Source organism: Mucilaginibacter sp. UR6-1 (assembly GCF_020880975.1).
GTDB lineage: Bacteria > Bacteroidota > Bacteroidia > Sphingobacteriales > Sphingobacteriaceae > Mucilaginibacter.
Genome location: NZ_JAJIWP010000003.1, coordinates 834,966 through 849,523 on the forward strand (window position 1 = coordinate 834,966; position 14,558 = coordinate 849,523).

At 43.1% G+C, this 14,558-nt stretch carries 16 protein-coding genes; 11 read left to right on the plus strand and 5 right to left on the minus strand.

Features of this window, described 5'->3' with window-relative positions:
• Positions 1-74: 74 nt before the first annotated feature.
• Entirely contained in the window at positions 75-437 is a 363-nt protein-coding gene (locus LJ707_RS14240) for a hypothetical protein (RefSeq protein ID WP_228952067.1), read from the plus strand.
• Between the two features lie 96 nt (positions 438-533).
• Positions 534-1,064: a ferritin gene (locus tag LJ707_RS14245; protein ID WP_228952069.1), complete on the plus strand. Its 531-nt coding sequence runs from the start codon at positions 534-536 to the stop codon at positions 1,062-1,064.
• Here the strand turns inward: LJ707_RS14245 and LJ707_RS14250 are convergent.
• The gene (locus LJ707_RS14250) at positions 1,061-1,333 is read right to left on the minus strand and encodes a (2Fe-2S) ferredoxin domain-containing protein (protein ID WP_228952071.1); all 273 of its coding nucleotides are present in this window, start codon (positions 1,331-1,333) and stop codon (positions 1,061-1,063) included. The two genes, LJ707_RS14245 and LJ707_RS14250, sit on opposite strands and share 4 nt — an antisense overlap.
• Before the next feature lie 230 nt (positions 1,334-1,563).
• Between LJ707_RS14250 and LJ707_RS14255 the strand changes: the two genes are divergently transcribed.
• Positions 1,564-2,778 (plus strand): sterol desaturase family protein, encoded by a 1,215-nt coding sequence (locus LJ707_RS14255; RefSeq protein WP_228952073.1) that lies wholly within the window; start codon positions 1,564-1,566, stop codon positions 2,776-2,778.
• A gap of 81 nt (positions 2,779-2,859) precedes the next feature.
• Here the strand turns inward: LJ707_RS14255 and LJ707_RS14260 are convergent, their stop codons facing one another.
• The 3 genes from LJ707_RS14260 to LJ707_RS14270 all read right to left on the minus strand — a co-directional run bounded on the left by LJ707_RS14260 (position 2,860) and on the right by LJ707_RS14270 (position 4,566).
• Positions 2,860-3,543, minus strand: a complete 684-nt coding sequence (locus LJ707_RS14260) for a DsbA family protein (protein WP_228952075.1) — start codon at positions 3,541-3,543, stop codon at positions 2,860-2,862.
• Between the two features lie 54 nt (positions 3,544-3,597).
• On the minus strand, positions 3,598-4,020 hold the full coding sequence (locus LJ707_RS14265) for a secondary thiamine-phosphate synthase enzyme YjbQ (RefSeq protein WP_228952077.1): 423 nt from the start codon (positions 4,018-4,020) through the stop codon (positions 3,598-3,600).
• A gap of 168 nt (positions 4,021-4,188) precedes the next feature.
• Positions 4,189-4,566 (minus strand): response regulator, encoded by a 378-nt coding sequence (locus LJ707_RS14270; RefSeq protein WP_228952080.1) that lies wholly within the window; start codon positions 4,564-4,566, stop codon positions 4,189-4,191.
• A 334-nt stretch (positions 4,567-4,900) separates the two neighbouring features.
• On the opposite strand from LJ707_RS14270, the gene LJ707_RS14275 reads away from it, so the two are divergent.
• The 4 genes from LJ707_RS14275 to LJ707_RS14290 all read left to right on the plus strand — a co-directional run bounded on the left by LJ707_RS14275 (position 4,901) and on the right by LJ707_RS14290 (position 9,135).
• Positions 4,901-7,729 carry an FAD-binding and (Fe-S)-binding domain-containing protein gene (locus LJ707_RS14275; protein ID WP_228952082.1) on the plus strand — a complete coding sequence of 943 codons (2,829 nt, stop codon included), beginning with the start codon at positions 4,901-4,903 and terminating at the stop codon, positions 7,727-7,729.
• A 112-nt stretch (positions 7,730-7,841) separates the two neighbouring features.
• Positions 7,842-8,159 (plus strand): helix-turn-helix transcriptional regulator, encoded by a 318-nt coding sequence (locus LJ707_RS14280; RefSeq protein WP_228952084.1) that lies wholly within the window; start codon positions 7,842-7,844, stop codon positions 8,157-8,159.
• Positions 8,159-8,650, plus strand: coding sequence for an SRPBCC domain-containing protein (locus tag LJ707_RS14285; protein ID WP_228952086.1), 492 nt, complete (start codon positions 8,159-8,161; stop codon positions 8,648-8,650). The genes LJ707_RS14280 and LJ707_RS14285 overlap by 1 nt, the downstream gene beginning before the upstream one ends.
• 56 nt (positions 8,651-8,706) lie before the next feature.
• Positions 8,707-9,135: a VOC family protein gene (locus LJ707_RS14290; protein WP_228952088.1), complete on the plus strand. Its 429-nt coding sequence runs from the start codon at positions 8,707-8,709 to the stop codon at positions 9,133-9,135.
• An 85-nt stretch (positions 9,136-9,220) separates the two neighbouring features.
• Here LJ707_RS14290 and accD read toward each other — a convergent pair whose 3' ends face one another.
• Positions 9,221-10,072, minus strand: coding sequence for an acetyl-CoA carboxylase, carboxyltransferase subunit beta (accD, locus tag LJ707_RS14295; RefSeq protein ID WP_228952091.1), 852 nt, complete (start codon positions 10,070-10,072; stop codon positions 9,221-9,223).
• A 211-nt stretch (positions 10,073-10,283) separates the two neighbouring features.
• Between accD and fbaA the strand changes: the two genes are divergently transcribed.
• The 4 genes from fbaA to LJ707_RS14315 all read left to right on the plus strand — a co-directional run bounded on the left by fbaA (position 10,284) and on the right by LJ707_RS14315 (position 14,534).
• Positions 10,284-11,363, plus strand: a complete 1,080-nt coding sequence (gene fbaA / locus LJ707_RS14300; RefSeq protein ID WP_228952093.1) for a class II fructose-bisphosphate aldolase — start codon at positions 10,284-10,286, stop codon at positions 11,361-11,363.
• Positions 11,364-11,445: 82 nt separating this feature from the next.
• Entirely contained in the window at positions 11,446-11,919 is a 474-nt protein-coding gene (locus LJ707_RS14305; RefSeq protein WP_228952095.1) for a low affinity iron permease family protein, read from the plus strand.
• Between the two features lie 56 nt (positions 11,920-11,975).
• Positions 11,976-12,206: a hypothetical protein gene (locus LJ707_RS14310; protein ID WP_228952097.1), complete on the plus strand. Its 231-nt coding sequence runs from the start codon at positions 11,976-11,978 to the stop codon at positions 12,204-12,206.
• Positions 12,207-12,359: 153 nt separating this feature from the next.
• Positions 12,360-14,534: a family 43 glycosylhydrolase gene (locus LJ707_RS14315; protein ID WP_228952099.1), complete on the plus strand. Its 2,175-nt coding sequence runs from the start codon at positions 12,360-12,362 to the stop codon at positions 14,532-14,534.
• The last annotated feature ends 24 nt before the right edge of the window (positions 14,535-14,558 follow it).

Sequence of the window (14,558 nt, forward strand, 5' to 3'; positions counted from 1 at the left end):
TTTATGGCACTTGTATTTGGATTTAATCTAAATAGTCCTATTTTTGCTAAACACACTTCTACACAAAAAAGGGAATGCAGGTTAAAGAGGTAGTTGATAATCCAACATTTACAGAGGTTTTTACCACAGCGCAGGGCGCTATCTATCAATCAGACAGTGAAAGCTGCTGGTATATTGATTTTGCCGGTAAACTTGCCCGTTTTGATTACCGCTGCCTGCTAAAGCTTAACAAGGCTATTAACAGCATTGATATTGAGCAAAAACTGATGGATGCCCTGTCGCCTGATATGGAGATCATCTTTATTTGCGCCTGTGATGACACTTACGTGCTCACCCTTACCCAGATCATTCACTTTAAGGAGCTGTTACAAGGTACTTTTGTAATGCTTGAGCTTAACCACATCATCTACAACAGGCTTTATCGTACAGCCGTTTAACTATACTTAGATTGCTTCTATATTGTTAATATTTAATTGTTTGGGCGTTTATAGCATTATCTTTGTATTGTTATAAATGATTAAAACAATTAGATCATGAAAGATATCATTCGCATAAAATCACTTTTATCAACCGAGATAGAAGAGGTTTTAAATCAGCAAATTAAAAAGGAAGCGCAATCAGCGTCAATATATTTAGCCATGGCTTCATGGTGTGACCGTAATGGTTTTGATAACTCGGCCGACTATTTTTACAAACAGTCTGAAGAGGAAAGAGAGCACCAGCTTAAATTTTTTAAATACGTGCTTGATATGGGCGGCACTGCTATCTCTCCGGAGGTTACCAATATCAAAATTGAGTACAACTCATTCCGCGAAGTATTTGAGGATGCTTTGGAGCAAGAGGTAAGCGTTACCGAATCTATTAAAGCCATCGCCAGCCGTTGCTACAAAGAGCAGGATTTTGTAACCCTTGAATTTTTAAACTGGTTCTTTAAAGAGCAACGCGAAGAAGAGTACAAAGCACGCCGCGCCCTTGAACTATTTGAAGTTATTGGCGAAGAAGGTACCGGCCGTTGGGAAATTGATCATCATATCCCTAAAATCAGCTACAGCAGCGAGGCCTAATCCTGCTGCTGCATGAGGCCCGCCAGCAGGCGTAATACCTCCTTTTCAGAATATTCTTTCAGCCATATATTTTCAGGCTGTATGTTACAGACCGGTGCAAATTTGCAACGGTCTGTGCATTCAATACGTATCACTTCAATATCTACCTTACCTTTGCTGTGCTTTACAAAGCCCGATGCCATTTTGTAAGTATCCTTACCACCACGTTTACCACACTTGCTGCCTGTGCATACATAAAGCACTTTATCAGGCACCTCAAATTTTCCCATGTAACAAATTTATACAATCGTACTTAAACGGTTTGTATTTTGTTTTAAGTATATACTGTGTAATTTAGTTAACAGCTAAAGTTTAAATATTATTTAAAATATATAAATGGCAGGTTCACAGGTGTATTTGTTGCCTTTGGGCATAAAGTTTGTGTTTGTATATCAATTAAGATTATATTTGAGTGTTTTTTCGTTTTAATAAATATTAAAACAAACAATAAAAACGAGTAATGAAATACAACATCCTCGCTTTTGCTGTACCGCTCTTTGTAGTATTTATGCTGCTGGAGTATTTCGTCGCAAAACAAAAAAAACTTAAGCTGTTTGATCTTCACCGTTCAATAGCGAACGTTAGTATAGGCATACTTGAACGCCTTACTGATGTGCTTGCCGCTGCGGTATTTTACGGCGTGTATGATTATCTGCAAAAAACCTATGGCATATTCCAGATAAAGCCAACCATAGCCATGTGGATATTGCTTTTTTTAGGTACCGATTTTATTTGGTACTGGTACCACAGGCTTGCACACGAAATGAATGTGCTTTGGGCCGTACACGTGGTACACCACCAAAGCGAAGACTTTAACTACACCGTGTCGGCACGTATAACGCTTTTGCAGGCTATTGTACGCACCGGTTTTTGGAGTGTTTTGCCCGTATTGGGTTTTCCGGCCGAAATGATCGTGGTTATGCTGCTGATACATGGTTTGTACCCTTTCTTTGTGCATACCCAGGTAATAGGTAAGCTGGGCTTTTTAGAGTATTTTTTGGTTACCCCATCTCACCACCGTGTACACCACGCCTGTAATGATGAGTACCTGGATAAAAACTATGGCGATGTGCTTATTATTTGGGATAAGTTATTCGGTACCTTTAAAAAGGAGGACGAGAAGCCTGTTTACGGCCTTACGCACCAGTTAAATACGTATAGCTTTATGTGGCAGCACTTCCACTTTTTTATAGAGCTCTGGATAATGGTTAAGCGCGAAAAAACGCTGAAAGGAAAAATTCGTATGATATTTGGCAGCCCTAACCTGATAGACCCCGCCGCGCGTGAAAATGCCGAGCGTATATTCGGTATCAAGGTGCATGAGGAGCCTATGCAGCAAAGGCTGAACAATTACGTAGTTTGGCAGGTAATATTTATGCTGATCACACTGTTTTTCTTCATCCTGTTTGAGTTTGAGCTGGGAGCGATGGAAAAATTCCTGTTCACTACATTTACCGTACTTACGCTCATTAACTGTGGTGCCATAATGGAGCAAAAGAAATGGGTGTTTGCTGTGGAGTTTTTGCGTATGCTGGTTATAGGCAGCGCGCTATATATTTACAATGCCGATTACCATATCGTAACCTTCTTTATATGCGCGGTGCTCGCGCTGATGGCCTTGTTTTACCGCACGGTTGAAGAGCGTTATCTTTCGGTAGTATACCAGGAACAATAGATAAAGAAATAGTATTACAAAAAAAGAGGGCCGGTAATAATTACCGGCCCTTTCTCATTCATATATATTAAAGTGTCAGCTTTAGCAATTTTCATCGGGGCCGCAAAAATCACCATCGGCATTTAATACCTGTGGTTTTTCTTCGCTCTTAACCTTATCAAGTACCTGCTTAAAAAGTTCAGTAGGCTGGGCACCCGATACCGCGTATTTATTATTAAATACAAAAAATGGCACTCCCTGTACACCTATCTGGCGGGCATGGTATATATCTTCCTCAACATCCTGCTTGTAGGCATCTTCATTTAATGCCCGGCGTACCTCATCGGCATCAAGTCCGTGTTTTTGCCCTGTGTTTACCAGCGTTTCAGCATCGCTGATGTTTTTGCCTTCGGTAAAGTAAGCTGCAAGCAAGGTTTCCTTTACTTCATTTTGCTTACCATATTTAGCGGCCAGGTGCAGCAGGCGATGCGCATCAAGTGTGTTGGCTATTTTAGCGGTATCTAAATTATAGTTTAAGCCCAGTTCGGCCGCCTGCGCGGTAACATAAGCATTCATTTCGCTGGCTTTTTCAAGCGGTAAGCCTTTACGTTTTGAAAGATACTGGTCAAGCGTTTGGCCTTCCTCGTATTTGGCTTCAGGATCTAACTGGTAGCTGTGCCAAACAATCTCTACCTTATCATCAAAACCCTCAAGGGCATTTTCAAAGCGGCGCTTGCCTATATAGCAAAACGGACAAACAATGTCCGACCATATGTCTACTCTCATAAAACAAATGTAAGTGCTTGCCGGGCAAACAATGGTTAGCGAATTGTCAGGTTTTTAAGTGCCCCAGGCGGTAATTACCACGCTGCGGTTACCGCCATGGTTACGGTGCTCGCACAGGTAAATGCCCTGCCAGGTGCCCAAAGCCGGCCTGCCATTAGTTATCGGTATGGTTACCGAGCTGCCCAGCATGGCGGCTTTAAGGTGCGCGGGCATATCGTCTGATCCTTCGTAATCGTGCTCATAATCCGGGTCATTCTCGGGCACGGCCTTGTTAAAATACATCTCAAAGTCCATACGCACGGTAGGGTCGGCATTTTCATTTATGGTAAGCGATGCTGATGTATGCTGGATAAAAACCTGTAACATACCTATACTGATCTCTCTCAATTGCGGTAGAGCCTGTAAAACATCATTGGTTATGAGGTGAAAGCCACGGCGACGGGCTGCAAGGCGTATATGCTGCTGGTATATTTTCATGGATATATATTGTAACGCGTGCTAATATAACAACTTAAAAAGCGCGTTATGGTTTAAGCATAACATTGCTTATCCTGTAACAGATACGCTAATGAGAATAATAAAACAGGATGATGAATAATATCAGTAGGGTGGAGTTGCCCTGCGCGGGAGAGGATAGTATGGGTATTAGCTGGCTATACGGTCGGTGCCCAGCCATTTGTTTACTAATTTTTCAAGATCAGTAATATCAAATGGTTTGGCAAGTACATCATCAGCATCGCACATGCGGCCGGCTTCTTCAAGCCCGTTTATGGCGGATACCAGCACTACCGGTATATTGGCTGTGGTTGAATCAGATTTTAAGTTACGGCATATCTGGTCGCCGGTTAAATCGCCGCCTAATGAGTAGTCAAGCATAATAAGCCCGGGGTTATATGCCGATATTGCGTTAGCGTAATCTTTGGCAGGGGTTTGTATTACGTCACAACCAAGTTCGGTTAAAATATAATCAACAACCTCGGCGATAGCCGCGTCATTTTCAATAAGAACAACACTTTTTTTCATACCTGTATCTTGTTTATAGTTGAAAGTAAACAGGCAATTAATAGGTGGGAGAATTGTCTGAATTATATTAAGAATTGAAATAATTAATGTAAAGGTAAGATAATTTTTGACATTATCAAGTGCTATGTAAAAATAGGCGGTTTAACATCTGTCTTTTATTTTAGTTGATTAAGTTAAGATTTAATCTAATTTTAATTACTCCTAAGCGGAATAATGCTTTTATGATGCCCGAAATGTTTGTTAATTAATAATTAATAAACGTTGCTTATTTTATTCCGACAAATTACGCGTAAGTGAAAAATATATCACAATTTAGGTGTTTAATACAGTAGTCTTGCAAATAGGTAAACAACTTGAGGCAATAATACCGGCGGCACGAATAAAAACACGCCTCATCGATCTGGTATCTTACGCGTCTGACGCGGGTTTTTATACCCTCACACCACAGGCCGTAGTACAGCCGGTGAACGAGCAGGAGGTGATCGCGCTGTTTAAATTTTCAGAGGCGAATAACATTCCGCTGGTGTTTCGTACCGGTGGCACCAGTCTTTCCGGGCAATCCATAACAGATGGTATTTTAGTTGATCTGAGTCAGCATTGGGATAAGATCAGCATTGAGAACAGCGGCAGCGAGGTACGCGTACAGCCCGGTATAACCGGCGGTATGGTGAACAGCTATTTGCGTAAGCATAAAAAAAAGATAGGCCCTGATCCGGCAAGTATCAACTCGGCCATGATGGGGGGCATCCTTTCTAATAATTCAAGCGGAATGTGTTGCGGGGTAAAGCAAAACTCCTATCATACCGTAAAATATATCCGCTTTATATTGCCTGACGGAAAGGTGTTCAGTACCGAAAACGAGGCCGATTACCGCCGCTTTGAACAGGAGTGCGGTTCGCTATACCATTTGCTTAAAAATACCCGGCAACAATTGTTGGCTGATGCTGAACTATATAATAAGATCCGGAGTAAATACCAGATAAAAAACACGGTGGGCTATGCCGTTAATTCGCTGATAGATCATGAGCACCCACTGGATATTTTGGCCCATTTGCTGATAGGTGCCGAAGGTACGCTGGCCTTTATTGCCGAAACGGTGATGAATACCGTACCTGAATATCCGTTTAAATCAGCAGCGCTATTATACTTTCCGGATATATACACCGCCTGCCAGGCCATAGTGCCGCTTACGGATGCGGGTGCACGCGCCATTGAACTGATGGACAGGGCATCGTTACACGCCATTGAGCATATGCCCAATTTGCCCGCGGTAATTAAAGGTTTGCCTGAACAAGCCTCATGCCTGCTGGTGGAGTTTCAGGAAGATACCTATGCAGAGATAGAACAAAAAGTGAACGACTTTTTGCAGCAGGCAGAAACTTTAGCTTTGTTGCATGCCCCTGTTTTTACCTCAATTCCGCAGGAGCTGGAATATTACTGGAAAATACGCAAAGGACTTTTCCCATCGGTAGGGGCGGTGCGAGCCAGCGGATCAACCGTTATTTTGGAGGATGTGGCTTTCCCGGTGCCCAAACTTGGCGATGCGATATTGGATCTGCAGGCACTGTTTAAAAAATATGAATATAACAATGCCATCATTTTTGGCCATGCCCGTGATGGTAACATCCACTTCCTGATCACACCCGAGTTCAACTCGCCCGATGAAGTAACCCGTTACGATCGTTTTATGCTGGAGGTGGTTGATATGGTAGTTAACAAATACGATGGCGCGTTAAAGGCCGAGCATGGCACCGGCCGAAACATGGCCCCCTTTGTACAAACCGAGTGGGGCGATGGGATCTACGCCATCATGAAGCAGATAAAGGAGGCGGTTGATCCGGCTAACCTGCTTAATCCGGGGGTTATCATCAATGCCGATAAAAGCGTCCACATTAAAAATATCAAACCCCTGCCAACGGTTGAGCACGAGGTGGATAAGTGTATTGAATGCGGTTATTGCGAACATAAATGCCCGAGCCGAAACCTCACCACAACGCCACGGCGCAGGATAGTTATCCGCAGGGAATTGAAAAAGATGGAGCTGAATGGCGATATGGTTAATCATAAATTACTGCTCGACCAATACCAATACGATGGTATGGATACCTGCGCTGTTGACGGCCTTTGCGCCACGGCCTGCCCGGTTGACATTAATACCGGCGAGCTGATTAAACGCCTGCGCCGCGAAAATCATTCGCCGCTGGCTAACAAGGTAGCGCTTACTGTTGCCCGTAACTTTGGCATTGCCATGGGCGCGGCGCGCTTTGCCCTCTCGGCAGGTAATGTGCTGAACAAGGTATTTGGCGCCAGGGCTATGGCAAACGTCACCACGGCCTTTAAACGTATTATTCCCGCCATGCCTTTATGGACGGAGCAATTAGCTTCGCCACCCAATTTAAACCCGATAAAACAAAGCAGGGGCAAGCAGCCGCAGGATGCTGAGGTTATTTATTACCCAAGCTGCATATCGCGTATGCTGGGCAGTGGGGTTAAAGGTAAAAAAAGCGTGATGGATACGTTTATGAGCGTATCCAAAAAAGCTGGTATTAAAGTAAATATCCCCGGTAACGTATTTGGCAGTTGTTGCAGCCAGATTTTCTCATCAAAAGGGTATGCCGATGCTAATAAATACATGGCTAATATATTTATTGAACGGATGTGGGAGGCCAGCAGCGAAGGTAAGATCAGGATAGTGATCGATGTAAGCTCCTGTGCCTACGCCATCAAAAATATGCGCCAAAATTTAAGTGAAGCTAATCAGTATAAGTTTGACAGCATGACCATATTGGATTGCGTGGATTACCTGCATGATGTTGTGATGCCTAAGCCGCAAAACATCAGCAAAAAAGGTACGGTAGTATTGCATCCGGTTTGCTCATTGCAAAAAATGAATATCCAAGGCAAATTTACCGCTTTAGCACAACACTATGCCGCACATGTTGATGTGCCGGTACATTCGGGTTGCTGTGGTATGGCCGGTGATCGTGGTTTCCTGGTACCTGAACTTACTGCCTCAGCCACCTTGCCCGAAGCATTAGAAGTGCAGCAGAAACAATATGACGGTTATTATTCATCCACCAAAACCTGCGAGATGGCCATGTCGCACGCTGTGGGGCAGGATTATGAATCAATACTTTACCTGCTGGATGAGGTAATGGAATAGAGAGGCAGTTTATTATCGTTACTAATAAAGAAAAAATAATTGCGAATAAATTTGCGCGACTAAAAAGTTGCGTTTATATTTGCAACTGTAAGGTTGCAAATATGTATAATAAATGAAGCAGGATATATTTCAGGCCATAGCTGATCCTACACGCAGAGCCATTTTAACATTGCTTGCAGTGCAGGCGATGACACCAAACGTGATGGCCGAAAAATTTGATATGAGCCGTCAGGCCGTATCAAAACATATCAAGGTATTGCACGAGTGCGATCTGATCAAGCCCCGGCATTTGGGCAGGGAGATATACTATCATTTTAACGCGCAAAAGATGCAGGAATTTGATCATTGGTTAGCGCAGTTCAGGCAAAGCTGGCAAACTCAGTTTAATCAGCTCGACAAAATATTATCAACCATTAAAGAAGAAAAATAATGAATAACGATCTGCTGTTTGATTTTAATGTTGACAAAGCTGCCAAAACGGTATACATCACCAGGGAATTCAATGCCGGGCTTGATTTGGTATGGGATGCCTTCACCAAAGCTGAATTGCTTGACCAATGGGGGGCACCCGAGCCAATGCGCGCCAAAACAAAGTATATGGATTTTAAAATAGGGGGGCGCAGGTTTTACGCGATGATAGCTCCGGATGGGCAGGAGCGCTGGTCTGTACAGGAATTTACCTCCATTACCCCGAAAACCAACTTTAAGATGTACAATACCTTTGCTGATAAGGACGAAAACAGGGAATTGCCGGGATCAGACTGGGATTATAATTTTAGTGAGCAGGATGGCATTACCCGGGTTGATATTGTGATTTTTAACGAATCGTTCGAGCGTTTGGAAAAACTACTGGAAGGCTTCAGGATCGGCTTCACCATGACATTGAAAAACCTGGAAAACCTATTGGCCGCTTTATCTTAACAAACAATAATCACACTAAAACTTACAAATAAATCAATTATTAAACACACCCAATCATGAGAGCAATCAACCCATGGATCAACTTTAACGGCAATGCCGAAGAAGCATTCAATTTTTACCAATCAGTTTTTGGCGGCGAGTTTACGAAGATCGTCCGCTTTAAAGATTTATCAAGCCCCGAGTTTCAGGTACCTGAAGATGAGGCGAACAAGATCATGTACATTGGCTTGCCGCTTGGTAAAAACAATGTATTGATCGCCAACGATGTTCCGGCATTTATGGGACAGGTAAACGAAAATGAGAACCGGTCGAAAATTTATGTGAGTGCCGAAAGTCGTGACGAAGCAGAGAAGATATTTAATGGCCTATCAGCAGGCGGCGACGTGGAAGGCCCAATCGGCGACAGTCCGTGGGGTACCTACGCCGGCATGTTCAGGGATAAGTATGGTATTGAATGGATCGTAGAATTCGACCCGGCTGCATAAGCCGCCGCTTTATTCAATATTCTTCAAAAAAAAGAGGCTGCCCAATAATTGAGCAGCCTCTTTTTTTTAATATTATGAACGGCAATTAAGCTGCCGGGGCAAGCATTTTGATAAATGATGCCAGTTTTTCCTTCATTTCACGGCGGTCAACTATAAAGTCAAGAAAGCCATGTTCCTGAACAAACTCAGCGGTTTGGAAGCCTTTAGGCAGATCTTTTTTGATGGTTTCCTTAATAACCCTCGGGCCTGCAAAACCTATCAGTGAGCCCGGCTCGGCAATATTAATATCGCCCAGCATAGCGTATGATGCGGTAACACCACCTGTAGTAGGGTCGGTAAGCAGGGAGATGAACGGCAACTTAGCCTCACTCAGCAAAGCCAGTTTGGCTGATGTTTTAGCCATCTGCATCAGCGAGAAGGCTGCCTCCATCATACGTGCGCCGCCTGACTTTGAGATAAGCAGGAAAGGCATTTTGTGCTGGATACAATAGTCGATAGACCGGGCAATTTTTTCGCCCACTACCGAACCCATTGAACCGCCGATGAAATTGAAATCCATACAGGCTATTACCAGGTCCTGCCCGTCAATTTTGCCATGCGCCGAGCGGATAGCATCAGTGAGGCCTGTTTTTTTGGTGGTTTCCTTTATACGGTCGGTATATTTTTTGGTATCCTCAAAGTGCAGAGGGTCGCCCGAACGCAGGTTGCCAAAAAGTTCGGTAAATTCGTTGTTATCAAATAAAATTGAAAAATATTCTTTTGAGCCGATACGCAGATGATAGCCGCAATAGTGGCAAACATACTGGTTCTCAACTTGCTCCGAATAATGAAGGGGTTTTTTACATTCAGGGCATTTATTCCAGATACCATCCGGTGCTTCTTTCTTTTCCTGAGTAGTCGTAATTATCCCCTTAATTTCTCGTTTAAACCACGCCATATCGTTTTCTGTGTCTGTCAATGTGATGCAAAGAAACAAAAAAAATAGTTTACTTAATTGTTTCTAATAAATTGAGTTTTTAAGTACTGGTATGATGTATGTGTATAAATTACACTATGTTTATAAAAAACAGCATATAATTAAGCTGTTTACATCATATAACAAGTTTAATTTTATATCTTCGGAGCCCAAACCAAACGTTAAATAATTAATGAGTTTAAAAGATTACAAAGGCGTTCTGCACGGCGATCAGGTGCAGGAGCTATTTGAGGCAGCTAAAAAGCACCAGTTTGCTTTACCTGCGGTAAACGTTATAGGTACAAACACTGTAAACGCTGTTATGGAAACGGCTAAAGCGGTAAATTCACCTGTTATTATTCAGCTTTCAAACGGCGGCGCGCAGTTTTACGCCGGCAAATCGTTAGATAATTCAAAACTTCAGGCTTGTATCTTAGGTGCCGTATCGGCAGCTAAGCACGTACACCTGCTTGCTGAGCACTATGGTGTCGCGGTTATTTTGCACACCGACCATGCTGCTAAAAAGTTATTACCCTGGATAGATGGTTTGTTAGAGCACGGCGAGAAGTTCTTTGCCGAAACCGGTAAGCCATTATTCTCATCGCATATGCTTGACCTTTCTGAAGAGCCTATTGAAGAGAACATCGAAACATCAGCCAAATACCTTGAGCGCATGGCCAAAATGGGCATGACTGTTGAAATTGAGCTTGGTGTAACCGGTGGTGAGGAAGATGGTGTTGATAACAGCGATGTTGATAGTTCACGCTTATATACTCAACCTGAAGAGGTTGCTTACGCTTACGAAGAACTATCAAAAGTAAGCCACCGCTTTACTGTTGCCGCTGCATTTGGTAACGTACATGGTGTATACAAACCGGGTAACGTAAAATTGCAGCCGGTTATCCTGCACAACTCTCAGGAATTCCTGAAAAAGAAACATGGTATAGCTGCTGAAAAGCCTATCAACTTTGTGTTCCACGGTGGTTCAGGCTCAAGCCAGGAAGAGATCCGCGAGGCTATCTCATACGGTGCTATCAAAATGAATATCGATACCGATATGCAATGGGCTTTCTGGGAAGGTATTAAAGATTTCTACCAGTCAAAAGAAGCTTATCTGCAAGGCCAGATCGGTAATCCTGAAGGTGAAGATTCTCCGAACAAGAAATACTACGATCCACGCGTTTGGTTACGTAAGGCTGAAGAGAACTTTGTAAAAAGGTTAACTGTTGCCTTCGGCGATCTTAACTGTATCGACGCGACAAGCAAATTATAATTATTCTTTAAAGTAATATAAAAGAGCGCCGGTTTAAACTTTGGCGCTCTTTTTTAGTTTAATACCTATTTATTAAAAACTTATGCCAGCCGGAAAGAAGAACTTATTTGAGCGTTTTGCAAACTGGGCTACCAATGCCACAGGCAGCTCAACCGCGTTTATAGTTGCTTTTGGTGTAATAATAGTTTGGGGCATTACCGGGCCGATATTTGGTTACTCGGATACCTGGCAACTGGTTATTAATACCGGTACCACTATAATTACCTTTTTGATGGTATTTTTGATACAAAAAACACAGAACAAGGACTCAAAGGCCATACACCTTAAATTGAATGAACTGATAGCCTCACACCAGGGAGCCAGCAACCGTATGGTTGATATTGAGGACCTGAACGAGGAGGAGCTGGACAAGCTGCATAAGTTTTATGAACAACTTTCGGATCTGGCCGAAAAAGAGGACGATATTTTGTGTACACACTCTATTGACGCGGCTAACGATAACCACAATACTAAGCTCGAACTCACAAAACACTACCATCATCACAAAAAAAAATAAATTCACCACTAATTGGAATAAATTTTGCTTTGCACATCAATAATAAATGATGTGTTGTGAATACTGAACTTTTTAAAGATACCCTTACCCGTTTAAGGATACAAGCCGATACTTACCGCGCAAATTTGAGCAGATACCAAACCGGTTTGGCCGATCTGCATATGAATTTACAACGCTTTGATGCCGACTTATCGCTGGCTAAACAAAGGTTCGAACATTTATCTCAAGACAATACCGACCATGCTGCCGTAATGAAACTATACTCATTTAACGAGCAGGTTGCCTGAGTTTCATATCAATTCAAGTTATTTATTGCGCAATAAGTGTACAATCGCCACCTATAATACAGGTGGTTGATAAATATTTTATCATTTAGGATTTGAAACTTAAACGAAAGTATTAACTTCAAACTTTCGGAAGTATAGACCAAATTCCTAAATATGATGGTGAAAAACACGTCTTTTTTTAAAATTGTAATTTTAACACTTATTTTATTTGCCGGTTATTTACCGGCTTATTCTCAACCTCAAAAGGTTAATCAAAAATACTCAGCTTACCTGTTTGCTTACTTTACCGGCAATCAAAAAAATGAGGAAGCTATTCACTTTGCTTTAAGTGCTGACGGGTATCACTACCGCGCCCTAAATCAGGATAAACCAATACTTAACTCGGCAAAAATAAGCGAATCAGGCGGTGTGCGCGATCCGCACATTGTGCGCGGGGCCGATGGCAAAACATTTTACATGGTAGCTACCGATATGGTGTCTGACAAAGGGTGGGACTCTAACCGCGCCATGGTGCTGCTCAAATCAACCGATCTGGTTAACTGGTCGTCATCCGTAGTTAATATACAAAAGAGGTTTAAGGGTAATGATAGTTTGATGCGTGTATGGGCGCCGCAAACTATTTACGATGCGGCGAAGGGCAAATACCTAATCTACTGGTCTATGAAACATGGCCTGCGCGGGCGCGATATTATTTATTATGCTTATGCCAATGCCGCTTTTACTGATCTGGAGGGCGAGCCGAAGCAGTTATTCTTTAGCCCGGATAAGGGCTCGTGTATTGATGGGGAGATTGTAAATAAAGATGGCTTATTTTATTTGTTCTACAAAACCGAAGGGGCCAACCTGGGCATCAACATAGCCATATCAACCAAACTTACCGAAGGTTATAAGCTGCAAAGCGTGGATGTGCAGCAAACCAAAGAGCCGGTTGAAGGCTCGGGTGTATTTAAACTGAATGATGGCAGCGGTTATATACTGATGTATGATGTATACGCCAGCGGCCGTTACCAGTTTACCAAAAGTACCGATTTTAAAACGTTCAAGGTAGTTGATGGTGAGGTGAGCATGAACTTTCACCCGCGCCACGGTACCGTAATGCCTATAACCACCGCCGAAGCGCAAAGGCTGGCCGCTAAATGGATGAGTGCCGAAGATGTACTGCTATCAGCAACTAACCCCGCGCTTAAAACAATCAATACTAAGCTGGACACTGCTGCAAAAACACTGGAACTTGCCGTAAGACCCGGCACATCTTTAAAGGCTTTTAATCCACAGTTTACAACATTTCCGGGTATAATGGTTACGCCAAAAACGGCTGATCTTTCAAAAGGGCCAAAAATATTTACGGTTACCATAAAAGGTAAGGCCCCGGTAAAGTATAAGGTAAGCGCGGTTGAAAATCATAACCCTGTATTGGCCGGATACTACGCTGACCCGGATATATTGTATGCCGAGAAAACCGGCAGGTTTTACCTCTACCCAACCAGCGATGGCTTTACAGGTTGGTCGGGCAAGTATTTCAAAACCTTTTCATCGCCCGATATGGTGAACTGGAAGGATGAAGGCGTGATTATCGATCTGCCAAAAGATATAAAATGGGCCAAACGCAATGCCTGGGCCCCCTGCATTGTAGAGAAGAAGATAAACGGCGCGTTTAAATACTTTTACTATTTTACTGCAGCGCAAAAAATAGGGGTGGCCGTGGCTGATGATCCGGCGGGGCCGTTCGTTGATTCGGGTAAGCCGCTGATAGATGCTTTCCCCGATGGCATAACAGGCGGGCAGCAGATAGATCCTGATGTATTTTCCGATCCTAAAACCGGCAAAAGCTACCTGTACTGGGGCAATGGTTACATGGCCGGTGCCGAGCTGAGTGACGATATGGTATCGCTAAAGCAAGGTACTACCAAAGTATTAAAGCCCGGTAAGGATTACCGCGAGGGTACTTATGTATTCTATCGCGAGGGTAAATATTACTTTATGTGGTCGGAGGATGATACCCGCAGCCCGGATTACCGCGTGGCTTATGGCGTGGCTGATTCTCCGCTGGGCGAGATCATTATCCCGCAAAACAGCATCATCCTGAAAAAGGATGCTTTAAAGGGAATATACGGTACAGGGCATAATTCGGTAATACAAATTCCGGGTACGGATGAGTGGTACATTGTTTACCATCGTTTTAACTACCCTAAAGGTATTACCATGGGCGATGCGGCGGGTTACAACCGCGAGGTATGTATTGACAGATTGTACTTTAATGCCGATGGCACCATTAAACAGGTTATACCTACCCATACCGGTATAAAACCTGTAAGTGTAAAAAAATAACAGCATCTACTAAAACAAATACCC

Bases quoted from the DNA above. Each gene is read 5' to 3' on its own strand.
- LJ707_RS14240 (WP_228952067.1), top strand. From the start codon at position 75: ATGCAGGTTAAAGAGGTAGTTGATAATCCAACATTTACAGAGGTTTTT.
- LJ707_RS14245 (WP_228952069.1), top strand. From the start codon at position 534: ATGAAAGATATCATTCGCATAAAATCACTTTTATCAACCGAGATAGAA.
- LJ707_RS14250 (WP_228952071.1), bottom strand. From the start codon at position 1,333: ATGGGAAAATTTGAGGTGCCTGATAAAGTGCTTTATGTATGCACAGGC.
- LJ707_RS14255 (WP_228952073.1), top strand. From the start codon at position 1,564: ATGAAATACAACATCCTCGCTTTTGCTGTACCGCTCTTTGTAGTATTT.
- LJ707_RS14260 (WP_228952075.1), bottom strand. From the start codon at position 3,543: ATGAGAGTAGACATATGGTCGGACATTGTTTGTCCGTTTTGCTATATA.
- LJ707_RS14265 (WP_228952077.1), bottom strand. From the start codon at position 4,020: ATGAAAATATACCAGCAGCATATACGCCTTGCAGCCCGTCGCCGTGGC.
- LJ707_RS14270 (WP_228952080.1), bottom strand. From the start codon at position 4,566: ATGAAAAAAAGTGTTGTTCTTATTGAAAATGACGCGGCTATCGCCGAG.
- LJ707_RS14280 (WP_228952084.1), top strand. From the start codon at position 7,842: ATGAAGCAGGATATATTTCAGGCCATAGCTGATCCTACACGCAGAGCC.
- LJ707_RS14285 (WP_228952086.1), top strand. From the start codon at position 8,159: ATGAATAACGATCTGCTGTTTGATTTTAATGTTGACAAAGCTGCCAAA.
- LJ707_RS14290 (WP_228952088.1), top strand. From the start codon at position 8,707: ATGAGAGCAATCAACCCATGGATCAACTTTAACGGCAATGCCGAAGAA.
- accD (WP_228952091.1), bottom strand. From the start codon at position 10,072: ATGGCGTGGTTTAAACGAGAAATTAAGGGGATAATTACGACTACTCAG.
- fbaA (WP_228952093.1), top strand. From the start codon at position 10,284: ATGAGTTTAAAAGATTACAAAGGCGTTCTGCACGGCGATCAGGTGCAG.
- LJ707_RS14305 (WP_228952095.1), top strand. From the start codon at position 11,446: ATGCCAGCCGGAAAGAAGAACTTATTTGAGCGTTTTGCAAACTGGGCT.
- LJ707_RS14315 (WP_228952099.1), top strand. From the start codon at position 12,360: ATGATGGTGAAAAACACGTCTTTTTTTAAAATTGTAATTTTAACACTT.